The organism is Massilia arenae (assembly GCF_008014745.1).
Lineage (GTDB): Bacteria > Pseudomonadota > Gammaproteobacteria > Burkholderiales > Burkholderiaceae_D > Telluria > Telluria arenae.
On sequence record NZ_VPFD01000014.1, the window covers coordinates 86,459 to 109,055 of the forward strand.

Here is a 22,597-nt window from a genome sequence, read left to right on the forward strand (position 1 = left end):
AAAACAATTATATGTTTAATGAGAATGATTTTCATTATCATTCGCATTATTATTCTCATTTGAGTTTTCGCATCCCCTGGCTGGTTGCATCGAAAAACGCCATGCCCAGCCATACGAAGATTCGATTTCACTACCCGCCCCGCATGCCTCACCATGCCTGATTCGAAATAACACCGCCGCCCCCGGGCGGCATGCCCTCCCGGCATCTTGACTAACTCCTGACATGAAAAACATCCTGATCGCCTGCCTCCTCGCAGGCCTGGGCCTGGCCAGCGCCAGCGCCGCCGAACCATCCCGGCAAGAACAGCAGCTCGCCAAGCAGGCCCTCCCCGGCGTGCGCATGATCCCGATCCACACGCCCAAAGGCGATTTCAAGGTCTGGACCCGCCGCATGGGCGACAACCCGACCGTCAAGGTGCTGCTTCTCCACGGCGGTCCCGGGTCTACGCACGAATACTTCGAAACCTTCGACAATTACTTCCCAGGCGCGTCGATCGAGTACTACTACTACGACCAACTGGGGTCATGGTTCAGCGACCAGCCCGACGACCCGTCGCTGTACACCGTCGAGCGCTTTACCGACGAAGTGGAGCAGGTGCGCAAGGCGCTTGGCCTGGACAAAGACAATTTCTACCTGCTGGGGCATTCCTGGGGCGGCATCCTGGCCATCGAATACGCCCTCGCCCACCCTGGCAAGCTGAAAGGCCTGGTGATCTCGAACATGATGGCCAGCGCGCCGGCCTATAACGCCTACGCGAAAAACGTGCTCGCGCCGCAGATCGACCCGGCCGTGCTGGCCGAGGTGCGCAAGCTCGAGGCCGAGGGCAAGACCGACGATCCGCGCTATATGGAACTCCTGATCCCGCATTTCTACGAACGCCACATCCTGCGCAGGCCGCTCGCGGAGTTGCCCGAACCGGTGCTGCGCAGCTTCGGGCATTTGAACCAGAAAATCTACAAGCCGATGCAGGGGCCGAGCGAGCTGGGCGTCTCGGGCCTGCTCGAGAGCTGGGACCGCTTCGACGACCTCGAACGGATCGACGTGCCCACACTGGTAATCGGCGCGCGCTACGACACCATGGACCCGGCCCACATGAAAAAGATGGCGCAGCGCCTGCCGCAGGGACAATTCCTGTACTGCGAGAACGGCAGCCACTCGACCATGTATGACGACGCCGGCTGCTACTTCGATGGCCTGCTCAAGTTCCTGCGCGGCGCGCCCGCACGCACAGCGGCCAAGCCGCGCTCCCTGCGCTCCTACTGAAGACTGCAGCGCGCGGGCGCACACAAAAAAAAACGGCGGCGTTGCTGGAGCAAGCCGCCGTTCTTTTGTTACCTACCGCCGCATCAACGGTTGCGCGTCACCCGCCACACGGTATTGGCCAGGTCGTCCGCAACGATCAAAGCCCCGCGCGGATCGACGGTCACGCCCACCGGCCGGCCGCGCGTCTTGCCTTCCTCGGTACGGAAGCCGGTAACGAAATCGATCGGCTCACCGGCCGGACGGCCATTAGCGAACGGCACGAAGATCACCTTGTAGCCCACCGGCGGATTGCGGTTCCAGCTGCCGTGCTCGCCGACGAAGGCGCCGTTGGCGAATTTTTCTCCCATCACCGGCGACGAGAAATGCAGGCCTAGCGCGGCGACGTGCGAGCCGAGGCTGTAGTCCGGCTTGATGGTGGCCTTGACCTTTTCCGGGTCGCTCGGCTTGACGCGCGGGTCGACGTTCGGGCCCCAGTAGGCGTAAGGCCAGCCATAGAAGCCGCCTTCGCGCACCGAGGTCAGGTAATCCGGCACCAGGTCCGGTCCCAGCTCGTCGCGCTCGTTGACCACCGACCACAGCTGGCCGGTTTCCGGGTTAATCGCCAGCGCCGTCGGATTGCGCAGGCCCGTCGCATACGGTTTATAGGTGCCGGCAGTGGCGTCGATCTGCCACACCATGGCGCGGTCGACCTCGGCCTCCATGCCGCGCTCGGTGATATTGCTGTTCGAGCCGATGCCGACATAGAGATAGCGCCCGTCGGGGCTGACGGTCATCGCCTTGGTCCAGTGGTGGTTGATCTCGGAAGGCAGCTTGGTGATCGTGGTTGGCGCGCCGCCGGCCTTGGTCTGGCCTTCCTGGTAATCGAAGCTCACCAGCTCGTCCTGGTTCGCCACATAGATCTTGTTGTTGGCAAACGCCAGCCCGTAAGGCGCGTTGAGGTCGGCCGCGAACACCGTCTTCAACTCGTACTGGCCGTCGCCGTCGGCATCGCGCAGCAAGGTCAGGCGGTTGCCGCTCTTGACCTGGGTATTGCCCTTGGCCTTGATATAGCCGGCGATCACGTCTTTCGGCTTCAGTTTCGCGGCATTGCCGCCGCGGCCTTCGGCCACCAGGATGTCACCGTTCGGCAAGACCAGCGTCTGGCGCGGGATTTGCAGGTCGGTCGCGATGGCCGTGACGCTGAAGCCTTCGGGCACGGTCGGCTTCTGGTCACCCCATGGCGACGGTTCGGCGATCTTCATGCTTGGCAGGATGCCGCGTTGTGGATCCGGCAGCTGCGGGTCGGCGCCGCGCGACAGCGTCTTGGCGCCCTCGCCTTCGGTACATGCCGCCAGCAGCAGGCTCACGCCCAGCACGATCAGTGTGTTCGATCGCTTCATGGCGCACCTCCCACGCGTGGATTCAGGCCAACCCAGGCCGCCAGGCAGGCCAGGACGAAGACGATGGCGGACAGTACCAGGCCGGCCGGCATGACGGCCCAGGCATCCTTGGCGTGCTGGAAGGCATTGAACAGCCCCAGCGCCCAGGTGGCCAGCAGCAGCAGGAAATAGGTCAGCACCTGGCCCTTCTTGTGCGGCGCCCGGATCAGGTTGACCAGCGCGAATACCAGCGCCAGCCCGCTGAACAGCTCGGCGCCAGCGATCAGCCAGGATGCAAAATTGCTCCACTGGATCTGGTAGGTGTTGTAGTAGGCGAGATCGCTCAGCAATGCGCCGAGGAAGAGCGAGACGCTGCCCGCAAGCAGGATGGTATGAAGCGTGCCCGGCGGGGTGCGATATGCCGGGTTCGCTGTAACGACAGTCGACATCGGATTGTCCTTGATAGTGATTGATGTTATTCAAATCATATCGAGTAGACCGATGTCCTGGCGCATGGTTGAGTCAGTATTTACTATTCACCACCTGCACGCCGGGCGCCGTTGCCCCGCGTGCAGGCAAATAATCCATCAGATGCGGTACTTGGCCTTGATCATCTCGGACGCACGCTCCCCGATCACGACGCATGGCGCCATCGTGTTACCGGTGGTAATGCGCGGCATGATCGAGGCGTCGGCGATGCGCAGGTTCTGCACGCCATAGACTTCGAGCTTGCTGTTCACCACCGACATCTCGTCGCGGCCCATCTTGGCGGTGCACGACTGGTGCCAGTAGGTGACGGCGCCGTTGCGGAGGAACCGTTCCAGCTCGTCGTCGCCCAGCGTGCCCGGCATGGCTTCGCGCTTGACGATGCGTTTGAATGAGGAGGCGTTGCCCAGTTCGCGGCACATGCGCACGCTGGCCTTGGCCGCTTCCAGGTCGTCGGGATCGGACAAGGTATTGGCGCGGATGATCATCGCATCGTTGACGTTGGGGCCGGACAGCAGCAGCTGGCCGCGGCTCTTCGGGTGCGCCAGGCCGGCGAACATGGTCCAGCCGTGCTCCGGCACACCGCGCGCGGCGTTCTCCGCGCTCGGCACCGGGAACTCGACCTGGCAGTGCAGCATGTCGGGCGCGTCCAGCGAACGATCGCTCTTCCAGTACAGCGTCGCTTCCGAGCCGCCATTGCCGACTTCCTGCGGCTCGCTGTATTCCCAGATGCAGCCGAAGGACACGTGGTCCTGGTGATTCTGGCCGACGCCCGGCAGGTGCTGGCGCACCGCGATGCCGTGGCGCGCCAGTTCGCTCGCGGGACCGAGGCCCGACTGCATCAGCACCTTGGGCGTGTTGACGGCGCCCAGCGACAGCACCACCTCGCGCTCGGCGCGGAACTGGCGCGGCTGGCCATCCAGGACGACATCGACACCGACCACCTTGTCGCCGTCGAACAGCAGCCTGGCCACCTGCGCATTGGTGAGCACCGTCAGGTTCGGCTGGGCCATGCGCGGATAGGTATAAGAACGGAACACCGATTGCCGCTTGCCGTCGCGGACGATCAGGTCGTTGATCGCGGCGCCGCCGTCGCCCTCCATCATCGCGCCGTTCGGGCTGTCGAAGGTCGGCACGCCGATCGAACGGGCGGCCTCCAGCATCAGGGTCGCGGTCGGCTTCGGATTGCGCGCCGGCCCGACATGCATCGGACCGCCCTGCCCGCGGCGGCTCGGGTCGGCCGCGCCATGCCAGTTTTCGATGCGGCGATAGATGGCCAGCACCGATTCGTAGTTCCACGCATCGTCGCCAGATTCCGCCGCAAAATAGTTCCAGTCGGCGCGGTGGCCGCGCGCCCACACCATCACATTGATGCTGGAGCCGCCGCCCAGTACCTTGCCCATGTTCATGGGGATCGAGCGACCGTTCAGGTAGGGGTTCGGTTCGGCCATGAAGGCCCAGTCACGCTCGGTGCCCAGGTTCAGCGGCCATTGCGCCGGCTCGATGACGCTGGCCACTTCGTCGCTGCCGCCCGCTTCCAGCAGCAGCACCTTCACGTCGGGGTTCTCGGCCAGGCGGGCCGCCACCACCGAGCCTGCGGAGCCGGCGCCGCACACGATGAAGTCGTAAGTCGTCCTCAAGGCCTCGCGCTGCGCGAGCTGGTTGCGCTGGACCGCTTCGGCGAATGCGCTTTCATTGGTAGTCGTATTGTTCATGATGGGATTCACTTTTCTGAGATGGCGCCCTGGCCCGGATCGGCGTTCACGGCGCGGTGGGTTGGCACCGTTCACATCCGATGCATCTTTCCGATTATATCGATTCTGACGATTCTATCGATTCAAAGTCGTGATGGCTGGCCATCGATTTTCCTGATGGCCGGTTGCGGGCCAGCCGATTCAGAAGTCGCGTTGTTGCGACTCGTCCAGCGGCAGCATGTAGGTCCTTGGCCCCATCCTGGTACCGTAGCCAGGATGGAGATAGGGCGTTCCGGCCGAGCCGACCGGTCCGCTGGAAGACGCACGGCAAACATCGCCGGCTCCGTTAGTGGACGGGATCTGGCATACGCTGCTACGGCCTCCCGCCACGTTCACGCCGGCCGGGCCTTGCTCGAGATCGGGCTTGATGCTGGCCGAGGTTTGCTTGCGCCGCTCTTCGGCCCGCAGCGCCGCATGCATGCTGGCGGTCTCGTTCTTGGCGACGATGGCGGCGCGGTCGTCCTCCGGCGATGGGGAGAGGTCATGCGGATCGATCGGAAGCATCGGGGCCGCCGCGATGCGGGGAGCGGCGCAGGACAGGGCGATGGCGACGATCATCGAGGCGAACAGGGTCGCGTGGCTGCTTGGTTTCATCATGGTTCAGGTTTCCTTTTGTTTAGCCTCCGGCTTCGGTGCCGGCGGTCCCACGAATTACGCGCATCCGCCGCGATCGGACGCAGCCCGCATCCGACAAGCCCACTCAAGGCGTAGGTAAGATTGGAATTCCATTAGAGAGACCACAGCGAGGAGAGAGGCAGGGCATGCGAACACATATATTTGTACGGACTATCGGCGCCGCACTGGCCATCGCAGGAGTCGCGCTCCCCCCGGCACACGGCGCACCGCCAACAGCCGCGCTGGCGAGCCGGATCGCGACGCCTGGCGCGGACATCCTCGGCCACTTTGAAGCGGCGGGCATGCGTTCGGTCCGTCCCTACGTGCTGACGCCGGCCGAGCTGGCGCAGGTGAAAGCTGCGCTGGCCAGGCTGCCGGCGCTCCACCGGCGCGTGCTGCAAACCAATCTGCGCCACCTGGGCTTCGTCGAGGGCGTGCCGGGACAGGGGACGGCGTTGACCTCGAAGGTCGGCGACACCAAACAGTTCGACATCACCGTGCGCGCCAGCGCGCTGCGCGAATCGCTGGCCGAATTCCTCACCACCAAGGAGCGCCGCCTGTTCGAAGCCGACGGCTCGGGGCAGTCGGTGAGCTTCGAGGCGGATGGCGCCGACGCCCTCACCTACCTGCTGCTGCACGAGGCGACGCACATCCTCGACATGTCGCGCCAGCTCACCGACAAGGCCGGCAATGCATTCGGCAGCGGCATCTGGCAAGCTTCCGGGAACGATGGCGTCACGCTGGCGCCGCACCTGGCCTCATCCCCCGCAGCCGCATCCAGGTTCCGCGGCGCCGGCCTGATCCCGGCGAGCCGCGCGCGCGCCACCTACGACGCGCTCGCCAATTCACCGTTCGTCAGCCTCTACGCCACCGCCGCGCCGGCGGAAGACCTGGCCGAACTGACGGCCTGGCACGTGGTCTCCCATTACTACGGCCACAGGATCCGGCTCACCGTGCGCGATGCCGGCGGCGCGCTGCTCGCGCACTACGAACCGATGCAATTCCCGGGTGTCCGGGCGCGCCTGCCGCTGCTCGACAAGCTGCTGGACGAAGCCGGGCCGGACGCCTCCTGATGGCGACGCCACCGGCCGTGCCACGCGCCGTCCCTGCATCCGATATAGTTACGGCGATGAATACACCAAGCACCAGTCCGATCCTGACGACGCCGCAGGCAGCCAAGATCCTCGGCGTCTCGTCGCGCACGGCGCAACTCTGGATCGAGAGCGGCGTGATTCCGTCCTGGAAGACGCCCGGGGGGCACCGCCGCATGTTCGAGTCCGACGTGCTGGCGGCCCTGGCGGCCAATGACGACGCCCGTCCCGGCAGCCGCCGGGTGCTGGTGCTGGCCCCCGGCCGCGACCATGCCGACTGGGAGCGCGCCCTGGCGGCGCTGGACGTGGCCGAGGTCACCTGCATCGACAATCCGGTCGCCGCCGCCGTCGCCCTGGGGGCCAACGTGCCCGACGTGTTCGCGGTGCAAGTGGACCAGCCCGCCGACCTGGCCCCCGAGTTCCTGTCCACGCTGCACGCGCTGCCGGCGCTGAACCGGCTGCAGATCGTGATCGCCACCCGCCTGTCTGCCGGCACCGTCGCCTCCATCGTCGGCCCGGCGCTGCCCTACAAGCACCTGCTGCTCGACGGCGCGCCCGGGCAACTCACGCGCGAACTGGTGCGCCACACGGCCATGGCGCCGCTGGCGCTGCGGCCCTTGCCGCCGGCCCTGCTGGACGCCCCGTTCCCGGTCGGCGCCGACGAAGGCAGGCGGTTGCTGGCGGTCCACCGCGCCGCCATCCTCGACAGCGCGCCGGAAGCGGCGCTGGACAATATCGCGCAGCTCGCCGCCCTGAGCCTGGCCGCGCCGGTGGCCCTGATCACGGTGCTCAGCGAAGACCGCCAATGGTTCAAGGCCAGGGTCGGCCTCGACCTGCCGCAAACGCCGCGCAGCTGGGCCTTCTGCAACTACACGCTGCTGGGCGCCGGCGTCTGCGAGCTGTCCAACCTCGACCGCGATCCGCGCTTCGCCGATAACCCGGCGGTCGCCGGCGCGCCGCATTTTCGCTATTACGCCGGCGCGCCGATCGTCGACGATCAGGGTTTCGCGCTCGGCTCCCTGTGCGTGATCGATACCCAGGCGCGCACGCTCGACCCGGTCCAGGCGCAGATCCTGACTCGGCTAGCAGAGCAAGCGTCGACCGAGATCGCGCGCCGGGGCCGCGCACGCCAGCGCTGAAAGACTGCATCCAAACGCGCATGGCGCGCGTAAGTCCGCGTAGGATCCCACTACCCGACCCACGCCCATGCACCCATTTCACCCATTACGCGGCCCGTCGCGCCGGCCGCGATGGGACCTCGTCCTGCTCGTGTCCGTGCTGGGCGCGCTGGCGCAGCTGCTTCCCATTGCGCCGGCCCTGGCCCAGAATGCCCTCGTCTCGCACGCCGAACAGCCGCCGCGCCTGATCCGCAAGACCACCGTCTACCAGGCGCCGGCAGGCGTGCGCCTGCAGGCCGGCGACATCGTCGAATCGAATGCGGGCACGGTCCAGATTGAATGGTCCAACGGCGCCCGCTTCGCGCTCGGCCCGGCCAGCAGCGTGCTCGTGCTTGACGCCGGCGCGGCGCCCGCGGCCAGCCTGCTGCGCGGCTGGGGCAAGTTCGCCACCGGCGCCCCGGCGGGCGGGCGCCTGGCGCTCGATGCCGGCCTGCTGTCGCTGCCGGCCGCCGGCGCCAGCGGCATCCTGCGCCTGGCGCCCGAGGGAACGGAATTATTCGTCGAGAGCGGCGCCGTCGCCGTCAACGACAATGGCCCCGGCGGCGCGCGCGCCGTCGCGGTCGGCCGCGAACAGTATGCTGCGCGGTTGTCCACACGCCCGCTCGCGCTCGCCCCGCGCGCGCCGCGCCTGTTCGTGCAGCAGCTGCCGCGCGCCTTCCTCGATCCCCTGGTCCAGGTCGCGGCGCGCGCGCGCGCCGCCGAACCGAAGGCGCAGCGCGAGATCGCCGCCTTTGATATCGCCGCCTGGCGCGACGCCAGCCCGCCATTGCGTCGCCGCCTGGCCGCGCAGTTCGCCGCGCGCCTGGAGGACGCCGTGTTCCGCAACGAGGTCGAAGACCTTCTCGCCGACCAGCCGGAGTGGCGCGACGCGCTGCGCCGCCAGCGCGCCGTCAAAGGCCGTGCCAACACCCCGCTCAACCACCTGTTCTGACCATGAAGATCCGTTCGCTCGCCGCCAAGTTCAACCTGGTCTTCCTGGCCGTGTCCGTGTTCGGCTTCTGCGCCGCCGGCGTCGTCACCGATGCGATGCTGGCCGAGAATGCCCGCGAAGAGACGCTGCAGCACGCGCGCCTGCTGATGCAGGCCTCCGATGCGGCCACCAGGTACACCAGCGCCCACGTCACACCGCTGCTGGAAAACCGGCTCAAGTTCGAGTTCCTGCCCGAAGCCGTGCCGACCTTCGCCGCCATCGAGCACCTGAACCAGCTGCTCAAGGCCTATCCCAACTACGGCTACAAACAGGCCACGCTCAACCCGACCAATCCGCGCAACCTCGCCGACGAATTCGAAAAGCCGCTGGTCGAGCGCCTGCGCGCCGAGCCGCAGACCGCCGAACTGGTGGGCGAGCACGTCGCCGCCGCCGGGCCGGCGCTGTATGTCGCGCGGCCGATCCGCATCCGTGACGCGGCCTGCCTGGCCTGCCACGGCAAGCCCGAGGATGCGCCGTCCACCATGCGCGACATCTACGGCAACGAGCGCGGTTTCGGCTGGAAGCTGGGCGAGACCGTCGGCGCCCACGTGGTGTCGGTGCCCATGGAAGTGCCGCTGGCACGGGCGCGCACGCTGCTGCAGACCTATATGCTGTCGCTGCTCGGGATCTTCGGCTTCCTGTTCGTCGCGCTCAACGTGATGGTGCACCTGTTCGTCACGCGCCGCATCGGCCAGCTGTCGCGCGTCGCCGACGACGTCAGCCTGGGGCGCGCCGACGCCGCCGCCATCGACACCCGGGGCGGCGACGAGCTGGCCGGCCTGGCGCGCTCCTTCGACCGCATGCGCACCAGCTTGAACAGCGCGATGAAAATGCTCGATGAGTGAAGTCGATGCGTTGCCGCGCCAGATCGGCAAGTACCGCCTCGACGCCATCCTCGGCCGCGGCGCGATGGGCGTGGTCTACCGCGCCTTCGATCCGCTGATCGAGCGCACGCTCGCGCTCAAGACCGTCCAGCACCGCCTGGGCGACGCCGACGGGGCGGAGGAACTGCTGCGGCGCTTTCGCACCGAGGCCCAGGCCGCCGGCCGCCTGATGCATCCGAACATCGTGGCGGTGCACGAATACGGCGAGGCGAACGACCTGGCCTGGATCGCGATGGAATTCGTCGACGGCCGCCCGCTGTCTGAAATATGCGGCGTGCAGGCGTGCGCCCTGCCCCAGGTGCTGGCCTGGATGCGCGACCTGCTGGCGGCGCTCGCCTATTCGCATGCCCACGGCGTGGTCCATCGCGACATCAAGCCCGCCAACCTGCTGGTCACGCGCGACGGCCGCATCAAGGTTGGCGACTTCGGCATCGCCCGCATCGAGTCGTCCACGCTGACCCAGACCGGCGCCATGCTCGGCACGCCCAGCTATATGTCGCCCGAACAGTTCCGCGGCGAAGCCATCGACAGCCGCAGCGACCTGTTCTCGGCCGGCGTGGTGCTGTATCAGCTGCTGACCGGCCAGCGCCCGTTTTCCGGGTCCACCGCCGCCGTGATGCAGCAGGTGCTGACCCACAGCCCGGCGCCGCCTTCACGCCTCAATCCCCTGCTGCCGGGCGCGCTCGATGCGGTGGTCATGCGCGCGCTGGCCAAGACGGCACAGGCGCGCTTCGCCGATGCCGCCGCCTTCCTGCAGGCGCTGGAGACGGCCGGCGCGGCAGCCGCGCCGGATGCCGACGCCACTGTGCTGCTGTCCGCGCCCCCGGTGCCACCCGCGACCGCGAACGCCGCCGACCCGTCACGGCATGGCCTGACGGCCGACCTCACGGCCTGGAAGCTGGCCGTGCTGCCGCAACTGGAAGCCTTGCTGACGGCGCAGATCGGTCCCGTCGCGCGGCTCCTGCTGCGCCGGATCGCGGTCGACGCGCCGGATTTTTCCACCCTGGGCGAGCGGCTGCTGGAGCAGATCCCCTCGCCCGCCGCGCGCGCCGATTTCGCCACTAGCCTGGCGGCGCTCGAGCGCGAGTTGGAGAACACGCCGGAGTCCGCTGCCGACGGCCCGGTACAGACGCCTCCAGAAACCGGGAACATCGCGCCTGCGCCCCTGGATCCCGCTTTCGGCAGCGCGCTGGCGCACCTGCTGGCGCTGGAGATCGGGCCGATCGCCGCGATCGTCGTCAAGCGCGCACTGCCCCGGGCCGCCGATCGCACGGCGCTGGTCGACCTGGTGGCGGGGCAGATCGAGGCGCTCGCCGCGCGCGCGCGTTTCCTCGATGCGGCGCGCGCCCTGGCCGACGCGCCCTGAGTCAGTCGCACGCCCGCGCGAGCATCGCGCCCAGGGTCGGCGCATCAGGCAAGGCATGGTGCAGCATCAGAAGCGGTTCCACCCCAGGCTCGCCCTCGGTCCAGAACACGGCCCGGCATGCACGGGCTTCGGGAAACGCCGATGCAGCCCCGGATGTCTGGCGCGGCGGCCCGCCCAGGCGCACCAGGGCCGGCTCGAGTTCCTCCAGCGCCAGGTCGCCCCACATCGCGCACACGGCCAGGTCGGCCAGCCGGTCGAACCAGTCCATGCCAGTTGTCGCCAGGTCGAGCAGGCAGGCCGCCGCGTGGTCGTGCGGCGCCGCCAGGGTCAGCGGAAAATGGCGCCCTACCCGGTCGAGGCTCGGCAGCAGCACGCCGGCCATCGCGGCTCGGCCGCACACGCCGGGGGCCAGCACGAAGCGCCATAGCGGCGCGTACAGGTAGCGCTCGTGCCAGGCCGCGCCAAGGCGCAGGCGGCCTTCGCGTATCCCCTGCTGCAGCCAGGTGTCCCAGGCCGCGACGAAGTCCGGCGGCAGGCGGCGCTGGACGAAGTCGCCATGGCTGGCCAGCTTGCCGAACAGGCCTGGCGCGGCCAGCTTGCCTTTCACAGCGCAGCTGGGCAGCCGAAGCCGGTGACCTCGCGCCGGAACGGATTGATCACGCTGCCCGCGGTCAGCTCCCAGCTCGTCTTGCGGCCGTCCAGGCTCAGGCCGAGGCGGTAGCGCTCGGGCTGCAGCGGCTCGAGCACGCCGCGGTCGACGGTGCGCAGCCAGGCCCAGGGACCGTCGCTGCGCAGGTCGGCCTGGGTTCCCGGCGCCGACAGCCGCACCTGGCCATTGCCTTTGCCGCTGGGGAGCAGCAGGGATACCGCCTGGCCCCCGGCGGCCACTTCCTGGCCGTCGATCTCGAGCCGGGCCCCAGACAGGGCAACATCCGCCGAGAGTGGCCGCAGCGTGAAGCGCAAGGTGGGCTGGCGCGCCCCGCCGGCGAAGAACATGTCGCGCAGGCGCGCGCCGCGCTGGAAGGCGTCGAGCGCCCCCTGCGAGCCGGCGGCCAGGCCGCCGGCCGCGCGCCAGCGCCAGCGCGCGCCGCCCATGTCGACGAAGGTGGCCAGGTGGCGCGTGAAGAAATCGTCCATCAGGCCGCCGGGCGCGAAGAACTTGCCGAAATCGTCGGCGGTGGCGTCGCGTGCGCTGGCGCGGTCGAGCGGATAGCGCCCGGCGATGGCGTCGCGGCAGAACTGCGCCGGTCCGGCATTCCACAGCGCGTTCAGGCGCGCGCGCTCGCCGCCCTGGGCCAGGCCGGCGCCGGCGTTGTGGATGCCCTTGAACATGGCCGGCAGCGGCGCCGACTGCCCTTCACCGGCGCGCTTCAGGCGCACCAGGGCGTCCTGGGCCGGCGCCGGCGCGCCGCTGCGGCGCGCGCCCTCAGCGGCATCGAAGTACAGCGCGGCATCCCTGACCAGGGCCAGCATCTGCTCGAGCTGGGTCGGCGCCGGGCCCTTGACGAGCCGGTGCAGCGGCGCGAAGTGGCTGTCGACCGGGTGCTGCTGCGATTGTTGCGGTGATTGCGACGCCGCGGGCTGGGCGCCGAACACCGCCTCCAGCTGGCGCCGCGCGCGGCCGAACTTGTCCTGCACCAGCTTGCCGACGCCGGGCGGCAGGCCGTCGGCCTTGACCGCGGCCAGCGCCGTCTCGCGCGCGGCGCCGGTCAGCAGCACCCGCAAGGCCGAATCGGCGCCACCCAGCGCATTGCTGACCCGGGCCGCGTCGTCGAGACTGGCCAGCGGCGCCAGCCGCAGGTCGCCCAGGTAGGCATCCCAGGCGCGGATGTAGTCGGCGAAGTACAGCTGCAGCACCGCCTCGCGCGCCGCCGCCACGTCGAGCGGGCCGCCATTGGCTTCGCTCCGCGCCAGCACCCAGTCGTCGCGCGCGATGTCGGCCACCGCCAGCCAGCTCAGTTGGGCGAAGCGGCGGTAGCCGGCCACGCTGTACAGGCCGTTCACGCCGCGCCCCAGCGGCTCGCCGCTGGCGCGCGCCAGCACGCCCGAGGCATCGCGCCCGAGCGCGCGGCTGACGCTGAACTCGGGCAGCGCCTCCTGCGCCACCTGGCGCTTCGTCACGCCATAAATGCGCTCGGACAGCGACATGCCGGCCAGTGCCTGGCGCGCCTGCGCCACCAGCGCCGCGTCCAGCTGCACCGGTTCGGGCGTGTCGCCCTGTTCCAGCAGCGCCTCCAGGTGCGCCGCCAGTTGCGCGCGCTCGCTTGCACCGGCTTGCGCCAGGCCGCGCTCCCACTCGAACTCGACCCAGGCCTGGACCGCGGCGGGATCGAAATGCTGGCGCTGGCCCAGCATCAGGTAGACCCGCAGGGTTTCGTACAGCAGGTCCTGGCCGCCGGCGTCGCCCCGGCGCAGCACGTTTTCCATGCGCGCCACGATGCGCGTCTCGAGGGTCGTGCGCAGCAGGCGCCGGTAGGCGGCCTGTGCGCCGTCGCCCAGCTTCTCGCCCTGGTACAGGCCCATGCGTTCGAGCAGCGCCACGTCGCGCTCGCGCTGGGCATAGCCGGCGGGCAGTGCGCGCGCCGCCTCCAGCAGCGGCAGCACGCCCAGCTCGTCGCCATCGGCCGCGGCATCGAATGCGGCGGCCTTGCGCGCCAGCGCGGCAACCGCCGCATCCGATCCCTCGACCAGGCGCGTGTTGCGCACGTAGCTGATGGAGAGGGCCGTGGCCAGCAGCAGCGCCAGCGCCGCGCCGCCGGCCAGCACGCCCCATTGCAGCAGGCGGCGCCGGCGCTCCGCGCGCGGATTGAGGCCGGCCAGCCCCGCCTCGCGGAAGATCACCTCGCGCATCAGGCGCGTCAGGAAATAACTGCGCCCGCTCTCCGGCCGGGGCGGCAGCGCGCGGTCACGCAGGCCGAACGACGCCGCCAGCGACGACATCACGCGGTCGATCGGATGTCCTTCTTGCGTGCCGCTGGTGAAGTAGACGCCGCGCAGCAGCGCCGGTTGCTCGAAGCGGTTGGCCGAGAACACCGCCTGCAGGAAGTTCTCCAGCGCGTCTTCCAGCGCCGCGAACTGGCGCGGGAAGCCATGGATCAGGGCGCGCCGCCCGAGGTTGCGTTCCTGCTGCATGCGTTCCAGCATGCGCAGCTGCAGCTGGGTTTCGAGCGCGCGGAATTCGGCCGGGAAGGCCGCCAGGGCCGGGGCCGGAGCAGCGCTGTCGGCCAGCGAGAACGTCATGCCCCAGACCTGGGTCCGCTCCTCGCGTCCGAGCGGCTCGAAGAATTCGGTGAAGCCGGCCAGCAGGTCGCTCTTGGTGACGATGACATACACCGGGAACGCCAGGCCCAGGCGTTCCTGCAGTTCCTGGATACGGGCGCGCACCGCGCGCGCTTGCGCTTCGCGCGCGGCGCGCGGCTGCAGCAGCAGGTCGGTCACGCTGATGGTGACGATGACGCCGTTGATCGGGCGCCGCGGACGGTGCTTGCGCAACAGGCCCAAAAAGCCGCTCCAGGCCGCGCGGTCGACCTCGAGCTGGCTGTCCTGGGTGGTGTAGCGTCCGGCGGTATCGAGCAGCACCGCTTCATCGGTGAACCACCAGTCGCAGTGGCGGGTGCCGCCGATGCCGCCGATGGCGTCCGGCCCGAGGGTCTCGGCCAGCGGGAATTCGAGTCCGGAACGGGTCAGCGCCGTGGTCTTGCCGCTGCCCGGCGCGCCGACGAACACATACCAGGGCAGCTCGTACAGGTAGCGGCCGCGCATGCGCCAGCCGGGGTTCGCGGTGCGCAGCACGGCCAGCGCGGCGCGCATGCGCTGGCCGAGTGCGGCCAGGTCGGCCGCCGCCGGGTCGGGCGGCGTGTCCGCAGGCGGCGCCGACGCCGGGGGCGCCATGCCGTCCATCAGCGCGCGGTGACGGCGCCACGCCAGCCACAGGCGCGCGGCGAACCAGGCCGCCGCCAGCAACGCCAGCAGCGCGATCAGCATCCAGCGCAGGCCGGAGCCGGCTTCCAGCAGCGGCGCCCAGAACCAGATCAGGAGGGCCAGCAAGGCCAGTGCAATCAAGGTGGGTATCCACGGCTTGCGCAGCCAGTGGGGGATGAAACGGTTCATGGATCTCTCAATCAAGGCCGGCCGGCTGGCGCGGTGAGGTGGATGCCGTCGGCGCCATCACGACGATGTCGACGCGCCGGTTGCGCGCACGGTTGGCGGGGCCGTCGTTGGGCGCCACCGGCTCGGTGTCGGCGCGGCCTTCGCTGGCGAAGCGTCCGGCGCCGCCGGCGCGTTTCTCCAGCAGCGCCGCGACGGTGCGCGCGCGCGCCTTCGACAGGTCGAAGTTGGACGGCAGCCGCGCCGACAGCGAGGGCCGGGTATCGTCGGTATGGCCGATCACCACCACCCTGCCCGGCTGGGTGCGCAGCACGTCGCCGATGCGCTCCAGCACCGGCAGCAGGCGTTTCGATACTTCGTCGCTGCCGGAGGCGAAACCGCCGTCGCCGCGCAGGGTCAGCACCGCGCGCTCGGCATTGCCGCTCACGCTGACCTGGCCGGCGGCGATCTCCAGCGCCAGCGCGGTTGCCAGCGACGTCGGGCCGGGCGCCGGCGCGGGCGCGGCCACCACCCGCGCCGGCGGCGCCGCGCGCAGCGCCGCCATGCGGGCGTAGACCGGATCGGACGCGCGGTTGAGCAGCGCGCCGTAGGTGAGCTGGAGCAGCAGCAGGACCACGCCGGCACATACCGCCATCACCCAAGGCGGCCAGATCAGCATGCGCGGCTGCGCCTTTTCGTGTCCGCGCCAGTGCGGCGACAGGTCTTGCTCGCGCTGGCCGCGCTGCTGGTCGATCAGCGCCAGCAGGCGCTCGCGCAGCAAGGCCAGCTGCTCATGGCCGCGCTCCAGCACCCGGTAGCGTCCCTCCAGGCCCAGCGCCAGGCACAGGTACATCAGTTCCAGCACGTCCAGGTGGCGCCGCGGGTCGGCGCTCAGGCGCTGCAGGACCAGGAAGAATTTCTCGCCGCCCCAGGCCTCGTTGTGGAACTCCACCAGCAGGCTGCGCCCGCCCCACACCCCGCCGCCCCAGGGCGTGCTGGAGATGGTCTCGTCGACCAGGGTGCACAGCGCATAGCGCGCGGCGGCGATGGTCTCGGCGTCGATGCGGGCGTCGCGGGCATCGTTTTCGAAACGGCGCACCGCATCGGTCAACTGCGCGCGAAGCGTTGCCAGGTCGGGCGCGGTGGCGAGCGTGCGCAGCGGCACCACGAGTTCCAGCAGCGGCGCGGCGGCGCGCGCCAGCGGGTTCAGGCCGACGCCGGGCGGCGCCGGGGCGGGCGTCCGGCCTGGCGGCGCGGAGGCGAAGGTGGATGCAGCGGGTGTGGACACGGCCGCCGGCTGCGGCGGCCGGCGGCCCGGCCGCGGGACCAGCAGGGTGCGGTCCGGGTCGTGCCCGGCGTCGTGGGATTCGTGTGGATTCATGTCAGGAAGCCTGGAGACGGATCGCCCAGAACTGCATCTGCAATCCCGGGAAGCTGCCCGCGATGTGCATGGCGAAGCCGGCGGAATTGGACAACTGCTGCCAGTAGTCGCTGGCGCGGTCGAGTTCGAAGTACGTATAGCCGGCCAGATAGGGCAGCTGGCGCGGCGCCACCGGCAGCGGGCGCAGCGCGATGCCGGGAAGCTGCAGGTTGACCAGGTCGCGGATCGTCTCCACCGAGCCGATCTTGACCTGCGGCGGGAAGCTGCCGCGCACCACGTCGGGCGCCAGCTGCGCCTGCACCGCGAGGACGAAGGTGGCCCCATGCAGCAGCGTGCGGTCGGGCAGCACCGCCACCCGGATGCCGAACTGGCGCTCTTCGAGCGGGATCGGCACCGCATGCGGATCCATCACCGACGACAGCGAGCGGCGCAGGTCGAGCGCCAGCGGCGCGAAGCTTTCGTCGAGCGCATCGTGGCGGTAGACCGGATACGGGCCTGGCCGCTTGTCGGCGCGGGTGAAGGTGGCCAGTTCTCCGGCCAGACGCACCAGTTCGCGGTACAGGGCTTCCGGGTGCAGGCCGCTCATGCCGGCCAGGTGCGCCACCAGCGGCTGGCTGCGATTGAGCAGCTGCAGCAGCAGGAAGTCGGCGATATCGGCGGCGCCGGCGCCGGCCGGCTGGGCCAGGCGCGCGGCCAGGGCTTCGCCGCGCTGGTGCAGCAGGCCAAGCAGCTCATCGAGGAAGCCCTTCAATGCGGGCGCCGCGCGCACGTCGAGCGCCGGCGGGCAATAGGCCGGATCGAGCACGACCCGATTGTCGGCGCGCCGTTCGATGACGCGCGCCACGCCCAGCGTGACCCAGGCGTCGGCCACCTCGCTCGCCAGCGCCAGGCGCAGGCGCAGTTTGCCGACGGTCATGAGCGCGCTGCTGTCCAGGCCATTGCTGTCCCAGGCTTCGTATTCGCGGCTCCCGTGGCGGGCGAAGTTGTCGAGACCGGGACGGTCGTCGACCTCGGGCATGCCATGGCGCCGCACCGGCAGCGCCAGCACCACCGTGACGTCGCGCGCATCGGGCGGGATGTCGATCGGCAGCGGCAACTCGTCCTCGCTCGGCGCGCCGACCGGCGTGCCGTCGGGCAGCACGGCGCTGAAGGCCTGCAAGGCCAGCTTGCCCAACGCCAGCTGCTGCTGGTCGATCTCGAGCCGCGACACGCCCCAGGCATAGGGCCGCAGCGCGCCGACGCGCGCCTCGAGCTGGGTCGCCAGGTAACGGTCGTGCTGCTGGAGGTGCTGGGGCTGCAACAGCATCCCCTCGGACCAGACTACTTTGCTTTGCCACGTCATGGAGTTTCTGAGGAATCAGGGGTTGAAGACGGTTGCCCGGCGCGCAGGCGCTCGACCTGCTGCGCATAGGCGCTGGAGAATTTTTCGCCGAACAGGCGCTGCAAGTCTTCGTCGGCGTCTCGCGCCAGCTCGCCGTAGAGCTCGACCAGGCGGTCCCACATGCGCGCCTTGCGGCTGGCCGGCAGCAGCCGGTCGAAGCGCCCCGGCTCGCTCAGGCGTCCCTCAATGCGCGCCGGGTCGAAACGCTGCACCACGGCGCCGAGCGCCGCGCGCATGCCGGCGATCACGGCCAGTTCATGCGCCTTGAGGTCGTCGAAGGCGCCCTGCACCGCCGCCTGCGGCGCCAGGTAGCCGGGCATCCCGGCGCCCAGCATCTGGCCCAGCGCGCTGCCGGCATCGGGGAAGAACTTGAGCGGATTGTTGGCGCGCGGGGCGATCATCGTCATGTCGATATGGCTCTCGCGCTTGGTCAGCGCGCGCGCCACCAGCACGTCCATCGTGCCGGCGGTGAGGCCGCGCAGCAGTTCGCCGGCCAGCCGCGCCAGATCTTCCGGCGCGTGGCTGGTGCGCAGCTGGGGCAGGCCCAGGCCGTCGAGCAGGGCGTGTAGCACGGCGCTCTCGGCGGCCGGCGCCGCGGCGGGCGGTGGCTCGATGGCCGCAGGTGGCGGCACGGGTGGTGGCGGCAGCGGCTGCGGCGGCGGTGGCGGCGCGGCCCGCTGCAGGTCCGCCAGCGGATCGTAGTCGGCCGGGATGGCGGCGAACACCGGCGGCGGCGCGAACGCCTGCCGCTCCGGCGGCACGTGGTCATGGTCGGCGGCGGGCCTGGCGCCATGCGCGGCCTTCGCTGCGATGCCGGACAGGCCCAGGCCCAGCGGATCGTCGCCGCCCGCAGCGGCGGCGCCATCGAGGATGCGGGCGCCGGCCAGGCTGTCCGGCGGCCCGGGCTCGAACGGCGCCGGGGGCCACGCCGGCGCAGAAACTGGAATAAAAGCGGGAGCAGAAGCGGCCTTGGGCGCGGGCGCCATCATCGTGGCATCCTCCGTGACCGGCCCTTCCAGCACCGCCTGCAACACATAGTCGCCGACCACGATGCGGTCGCCGTCGTCCAGCGCGACCTCGGAGCCGGCGCCCAGGGGACGGTCGTTAACGATGCTCGGGTTGCTCCCCGCATCGGTCAGGTAGTAGCGGCCGTCACGCAGGGTCACGCTGGCGTGGCTGCGCGACACGTACTTGTCCGGATCTTCCAGCACCAGCCGGTTGCCGGGGGCGCGCCCGACCATGCCACCCTCGGCGTCGAACTCGGCCTGGAGCGGCTCTGGCGGCGGCTGGTCGCGGTAGCTCAGCACGTGCAGTCGCAGTTTCATGTCATTTCCTTGGGTTCGGGGCCGGGTGCAAGAGACTTACGCGAGGAACGGTGTGTTGGACGCAAGTCGCGCCGTCATGTCACCGGGCGCTGCTCAGCTTTTGCCGTCGTCCGCCTCGCGCGGCGCGACCGGCGGCGGCCCTGGCCGGATGGTGGCGGCCAGCACCGCCGCGTTGACCGCGGTGGACGCCGACGGCATCGGCAGCGGCATGGTCGAGCCGACGATCACCGCCGGCCCCACGCTGAGGAAGGCGGCGCCGGCCTTCAGCGTGATGTTGGCGCCGGCCTCGATGACCACATTCATGCCGGCCTTGATATGCACGGTCTGGCCGGCATACAGCGCCGACTTCATGCCGCCCTCGACCACCATGTTCAGGGCCGCCTCCTGGGTCGCCGAGCCGCCGGTCTCTTCGCGGCGGTCGCCGCCGATCTTGTAATGGCGGTCGCCGTCGACCTGCTCGATGCTGTCCTTGCCCACCCTGGTGTGGTGGTCGCCGCCGACCCAGGCCAGGGCGTCGCCCTTGATGCGTTGCTCCAGGTCGCGCGCCGCGTGCATATAAAACTGCTCGGCGCCCTTCTTGTCGTCGAAGCGCAATTCATTGAAGTTAGCGCCGCCCTTCGAGCTGTTCGACTTGATGGTCGACCTGGTCTGTTTTGCAGGCAGCGCGTGCGGCGGCATGGCGTCGCCGTTGTAGACGCAGCCCGTCACCAGCGGCCGGTCGGGGTCGCCCTCGAGGAAGCTGACCACGACTTCCATGCCGACGCGCGGCACGAACATCATGCCCCAGCCCTTGCCGGCCCAGCCCTGCTGCACGCGCACCCAGCACGAGCTGGTCTCGTCCGACGCGCCGTCGCGGTCCCAGTGGAACTGCACCTTGATGCGGCCATACTGGTCGGTCCAGATCTCTTCGCCGCTCTTCCCCACCACCATGGCGGTCTGCGGCCCCTGCACCACGGGCTTCCTGGCGCCGGCCGGGGCGCGGTAGGCGTGCTCCTTGCCGATCGCCTCGAACACGCAGCGAAAATCCATGCCTTCGTTCGACCCATCGGTGCGGTAGTTGGTGCCGGTAACTTCGGTTTGCGTCCCCGTGATCAGGAAGGCGCGGTTCTGGTCGCTGCGCGGATGCTCGGCCAGCGTGAACAGCGCACCGGCCGTCAGTCCGCGCGCATTGCCGGCCGCCTCGATGCGCTCGCCCTGGCCGTGCAGCGCCTCGATGCGTGCGCGTGCAAAGCCATTGCCGGTGCCGGCGGCGACGTAGCGACCGGGATAATCGTAGTGCTCGTAGCGCCGCTGGTCGAACGGCGCCGGAATGGTCGCCTTGACCATCAGGGCGCCGCTGGTGCTGGCCGAGGCTTTTTCGAAATCGAAGTCGTTGAGGGTCACGACGCTGGCCTGGATCTCGCCGCCGGGCGCGAAGCGGGTCACGGTCTCCTTGAGCGGATCGCGCCCCTCTTCCTCATCGCGGAACAGGATGGTTTCGTAACCAGCCACGGTCTGGTGCGCGCCATAGCCGTCGGCCAGCACCAGCGTATGCGCGCCGTCGCGGTGCGCGAAGTAGTAATAGATGCCTTCTTCTTCCAGCAGGCGGCAGACGAAATTGAAGTCGCTTTCACGGTACTGCACGCAGTAGGTGCGCGGGGCCGGCGTGGATGACAGCAACCCGTCTTTCAGCGAGACCAGGCCGCCGTACTCGGCCACCACCGCCTTGACGATCTCGAGCGCACTCTTGTCCTGGAAGATGCGGCAATTGGTGGCCCGCGTGAGCAACCACAGGGCCGGATGCACGACCGCCTGGTAGGACGGCTTGTCGTCGCGCCAGCCCTGATAGGAGAATTGGGTGACGATGCCGTGGAAGTGGCGCTGCCCCCCTTCGGCCAGGTCGATGCTGACCGTCAGGCCGGTGCCGAGGACGTCGGCAATCCGGATGTCGCCGCGCTCGGAGGCTAATTCGATGCGGAACTCGGACAGGCGGCCCAGCGCTTCGCTGCAGTGCATGCGCTTGAACAGGAGGACGTCGGCGCCGAGGACGGTCTTGACGGAGACCTCACGTTGGGATTGGGTGGGCAGGATGGACATTGGTCGAAAGCTGGGTGTCACGGTTGCTGGATCAAAGTGCGGGCATCGCCGAACGCATGCGCGATACGAGGTGCCTGCAAAGAGATACGCAGGATGCCTGGGCCTGGATGCACGTTCGCGCCGGGAAGCATGGCGGCCTTGCGCCGCTCAGAATCTCGGGAATTCCCTGGCTACGTTACGCAGTTCGCCTGCCAGTCCGTAGCGAAGCCAGGCTTCCTGGTTCGAGACGACCGGATTCCCGCTATAGTCGTTGATGCGCCAGTCTCCTTCCCAGGGCGCGATAACCCGGTCGCCGTTCACATAAAACTTGACGACCAGCGATAAGGCGTACACCGGATCATTCCAGTAGCGGTAGCAGAACAACAGCTCCGACGCGGTAATCGCGACATAGGGAGAACTATCGGTAAGCGGCTTTTTTATCGCTACGCGGCCGAGATCCCCAAGCGCGTCGAGCACGAAATGAATCTTGGCGTTCACACGAATATATGCGGGCGACGACGCCACCATGGCGATCCCTCCCTTGCAGGCACGCCGTACCCCCTTCACCATACGGGCATGCGCCCATAAATGGCGAGCGATGCGCATGTCTTTCGGATTGCTGTAGCCATTCGCCAGCTGGATCCGGAAAGGTGTCTTCTGCAGGTCTTTCCTGAGTTTTTCCCTGTCCATCTCCAGCGCAGTTGCAGGATTCATGCGGGACGCCATCAAGCCAGTAACGTGCGCTCTCCGGGTCAGCTGGCTGATGCCTTCCCGAGGTCCCGTAATATCGGCGGTGCCGACGATCGACGCCGTCGCTGCCGACGCCTTGACTCCCCATCCCCCGGTGCCGTCCCAGGTACGGCCGAAAGCCAGGCCGTTGCCGATATTTGCCGCGTTGTTGAAGTTGTCGCAGATGCGCGCGCCGACGCCCGTATATGGCGGCAGGCCACGCCCCGAACGGGCGCCATAGATCAAGTCGACGTTATCGCCGGGCAGCATCAACGCATATTCCTGGGCAAAAGTGGTTCCAATCCTCGGATCGGCCACGGCGATGATGGCGCCGTTATCGATCATGTCCGCATAATGGAAAGCGATGTAGCGGATGACTTCCTTGTACTTCTCGCGCTTCTGCAACGGTATCTGGCTGATCGCGCCAAGAACGTCCGCTGCCGCGACCGGTGGGGAGCGGCGCGTCAGCAGGTCGCGCAAGGCCTGCAGTTCGCTCTTGTGGACCCGGTTGCCGAATACCGCGCCCGCCTTACGTGCCAACCGGTCGAACTCTTCCTGCGAGAACGTCAATCTTTCTCCGTAGATCTGCATCGTTGCCATCGTATCCGTATCCTGTGGTTGGTGTCGGCGACCATCACCTGATCGCTCGCTTGCGCGGCATGCGGCGCCTGTGG

The 22,597-nt window shown here is 68.9% G+C and carries 17 protein-coding genes; 6 read left to right on the forward strand and 11 right to left on the reverse strand.

Annotation, left to right across the window (positions count from 1 at the left end; all coding sequences use genetic code 11):
* Nucleotides 1-223 precede the first annotated feature (223 nt).
* Nucleotides 224-1,264 carry a proline iminopeptidase-family hydrolase gene (locus FVD38_RS13660; protein WP_147935306.1) on the forward strand — a complete coding sequence of 347 codons (1,041 nt, stop codon included), beginning with the start codon at nt 224-226 and terminating at the stop codon, nt 1,262-1,264.
* Between the two features lie 83 nt (nt 1,265-1,347).
* On the opposite strand, the gene FVD38_RS13665 is transcribed toward FVD38_RS13660, so the two are convergent.
* From FVD38_RS13665 to FVD38_RS13680, 4 genes are all read right to left on the reverse strand, one after another.
* Nucleotides 1,348-2,643, reverse strand: a complete 1,296-nt coding sequence (locus FVD38_RS13665) for a PQQ-dependent sugar dehydrogenase (RefSeq protein WP_147935307.1) — start codon at nt 2,641-2,643, stop codon at nt 1,348-1,350.
* Entirely contained in the window at nt 2,640-3,071 is a 432-nt protein-coding gene (locus FVD38_RS13670; RefSeq protein WP_147935308.1) for a DUF2231 domain-containing protein, read from the reverse strand. The genes FVD38_RS13665 and FVD38_RS13670 overlap by 4 nt, the downstream gene beginning before the upstream one ends.
* Before the next feature lie 138 nt (nt 3,072-3,209).
* Entirely contained in the window at nt 3,210-4,823 is a 1,614-nt protein-coding gene (locus tag FVD38_RS13675; RefSeq protein ID WP_147935309.1) for a GMC family oxidoreductase, read from the reverse strand.
* A gap of 180 nt (nt 4,824-5,003) precedes the next feature.
* Nucleotides 5,004-5,459: a hypothetical protein gene (locus FVD38_RS13680; protein ID WP_147935310.1), complete on the reverse strand. Its 456-nt coding sequence runs from the start codon at nt 5,457-5,459 to the stop codon at nt 5,004-5,006.
* A gap of 164 nt (nt 5,460-5,623) precedes the next feature.
* Here FVD38_RS13680 and FVD38_RS13685 point away from each other — a divergent pair, with 164 nt between their 5' ends.
* The 5 genes from FVD38_RS13685 to FVD38_RS13705 all read left to right on the forward strand — a co-directional run bounded on the left by FVD38_RS13685 (nt 5,624) and on the right by FVD38_RS13705 (nt 10,966).
* The gene (locus FVD38_RS13685; RefSeq protein ID WP_147935311.1) at nt 5,624-6,550 is read left to right on the forward strand and encodes a hypothetical protein; all 927 of its coding nucleotides are present in this window, start codon (nt 5,624-5,626) and stop codon (nt 6,548-6,550) included.
* A 56-nt stretch (nt 6,551-6,606) separates the two neighbouring features.
* A complete protein-coding gene (locus FVD38_RS13690; protein ID WP_187271582.1) occupies nt 6,607-7,707 on the forward strand; it encodes a GAF domain-containing protein in 1,101 nt (366 codons plus the stop codon).
* Between the two features lie 67 nt (nt 7,708-7,774).
* The gene (locus FVD38_RS13695; protein WP_147935313.1) at nt 7,775-8,677 is read left to right on the forward strand and encodes a FecR family protein; all 903 of its coding nucleotides are present in this window, start codon (nt 7,775-7,777) and stop codon (nt 8,675-8,677) included.
* A gap of 2 nt (nt 8,678-8,679) precedes the next feature.
* The gene (locus FVD38_RS13700; RefSeq protein ID WP_147935314.1) at nt 8,680-9,561 is read left to right on the forward strand and encodes a Tll0287-like domain-containing protein; all 882 of its coding nucleotides are present in this window, start codon (nt 8,680-8,682) and stop codon (nt 9,559-9,561) included.
* Nucleotides 9,554-10,966, forward strand: a complete 1,413-nt coding sequence (locus tag FVD38_RS13705; protein ID WP_222706920.1) for a serine/threonine-protein kinase — start codon at nt 9,554-9,556, stop codon at nt 10,964-10,966. Before FVD38_RS13700 ends, FVD38_RS13705 begins: the two co-directional genes overlap by 8 nt.
* A gap of 1 nt (nt 10,967) precedes the next feature.
* Here FVD38_RS13705 and tagF read toward each other — a convergent pair whose 3' ends face one another.
* The 7 genes from tagF to FVD38_RS13740 form a co-directional block, all read right to left on the reverse strand.
* Nucleotides 10,968-11,573 carry a type VI secretion system-associated protein TagF gene (gene tagF / locus FVD38_RS13710; RefSeq protein ID WP_222706921.1) on the reverse strand — a complete coding sequence of 202 codons (606 nt, stop codon included), beginning with the start codon at nt 11,571-11,573 and terminating at the stop codon, nt 10,968-10,970.
* Nucleotides 11,570-15,076 carry a type VI secretion system membrane subunit TssM gene (gene tssM / locus FVD38_RS13715; protein ID WP_147935315.1) on the reverse strand — a complete coding sequence of 1,169 codons (3,507 nt, stop codon included), beginning with the start codon at nt 15,074-15,076 and terminating at the stop codon, nt 11,570-11,572. The genes tagF and tssM overlap by 4 nt, the downstream gene beginning before the upstream one ends.
* 7 nt (nt 15,077-15,083) lie before the next feature.
* Nucleotides 15,084-16,433: a type IVB secretion system protein IcmH/DotU gene (gene icmH / locus FVD38_RS13720; protein ID WP_147935316.1), complete on the reverse strand. Its 1,350-nt coding sequence runs from the start codon at nt 16,431-16,433 to the stop codon at nt 15,084-15,086.
* A gap of 1 nt (nt 16,434) precedes the next feature.
* Nucleotides 16,435-17,775 (reverse strand): type VI secretion system baseplate subunit TssK, encoded by a 1,341-nt coding sequence (gene tssK, locus FVD38_RS13725; RefSeq protein WP_147935317.1) that lies wholly within the window; start codon nt 17,773-17,775, stop codon nt 16,435-16,437.
* Nucleotides 17,772-19,139 carry a type VI secretion system-associated FHA domain protein TagH gene (gene tagH, locus FVD38_RS13730; RefSeq protein ID WP_147935318.1) on the reverse strand — a complete coding sequence of 456 codons (1,368 nt, stop codon included), beginning with the start codon at nt 19,137-19,139 and terminating at the stop codon, nt 17,772-17,774. The genes tssK and tagH overlap by 4 nt, the downstream gene beginning before the upstream one ends.
* 93 nt (nt 19,140-19,232) lie before the next feature.
* Nucleotides 19,233-21,215 (reverse strand): type VI secretion system Vgr family protein, encoded by a 1,983-nt coding sequence (locus FVD38_RS13735; protein ID WP_222706922.1) that lies wholly within the window; start codon nt 21,213-21,215, stop codon nt 19,233-19,235.
* A 147-nt stretch (nt 21,216-21,362) separates the two neighbouring features.
* Nucleotides 21,363-22,523 (reverse strand): hypothetical protein, encoded by a 1,161-nt coding sequence (locus tag FVD38_RS13740; protein WP_147935319.1) that lies wholly within the window; start codon nt 22,521-22,523, stop codon nt 21,363-21,365.
* Nucleotides 22,524-22,597 lie beyond the last annotated feature (74 nt).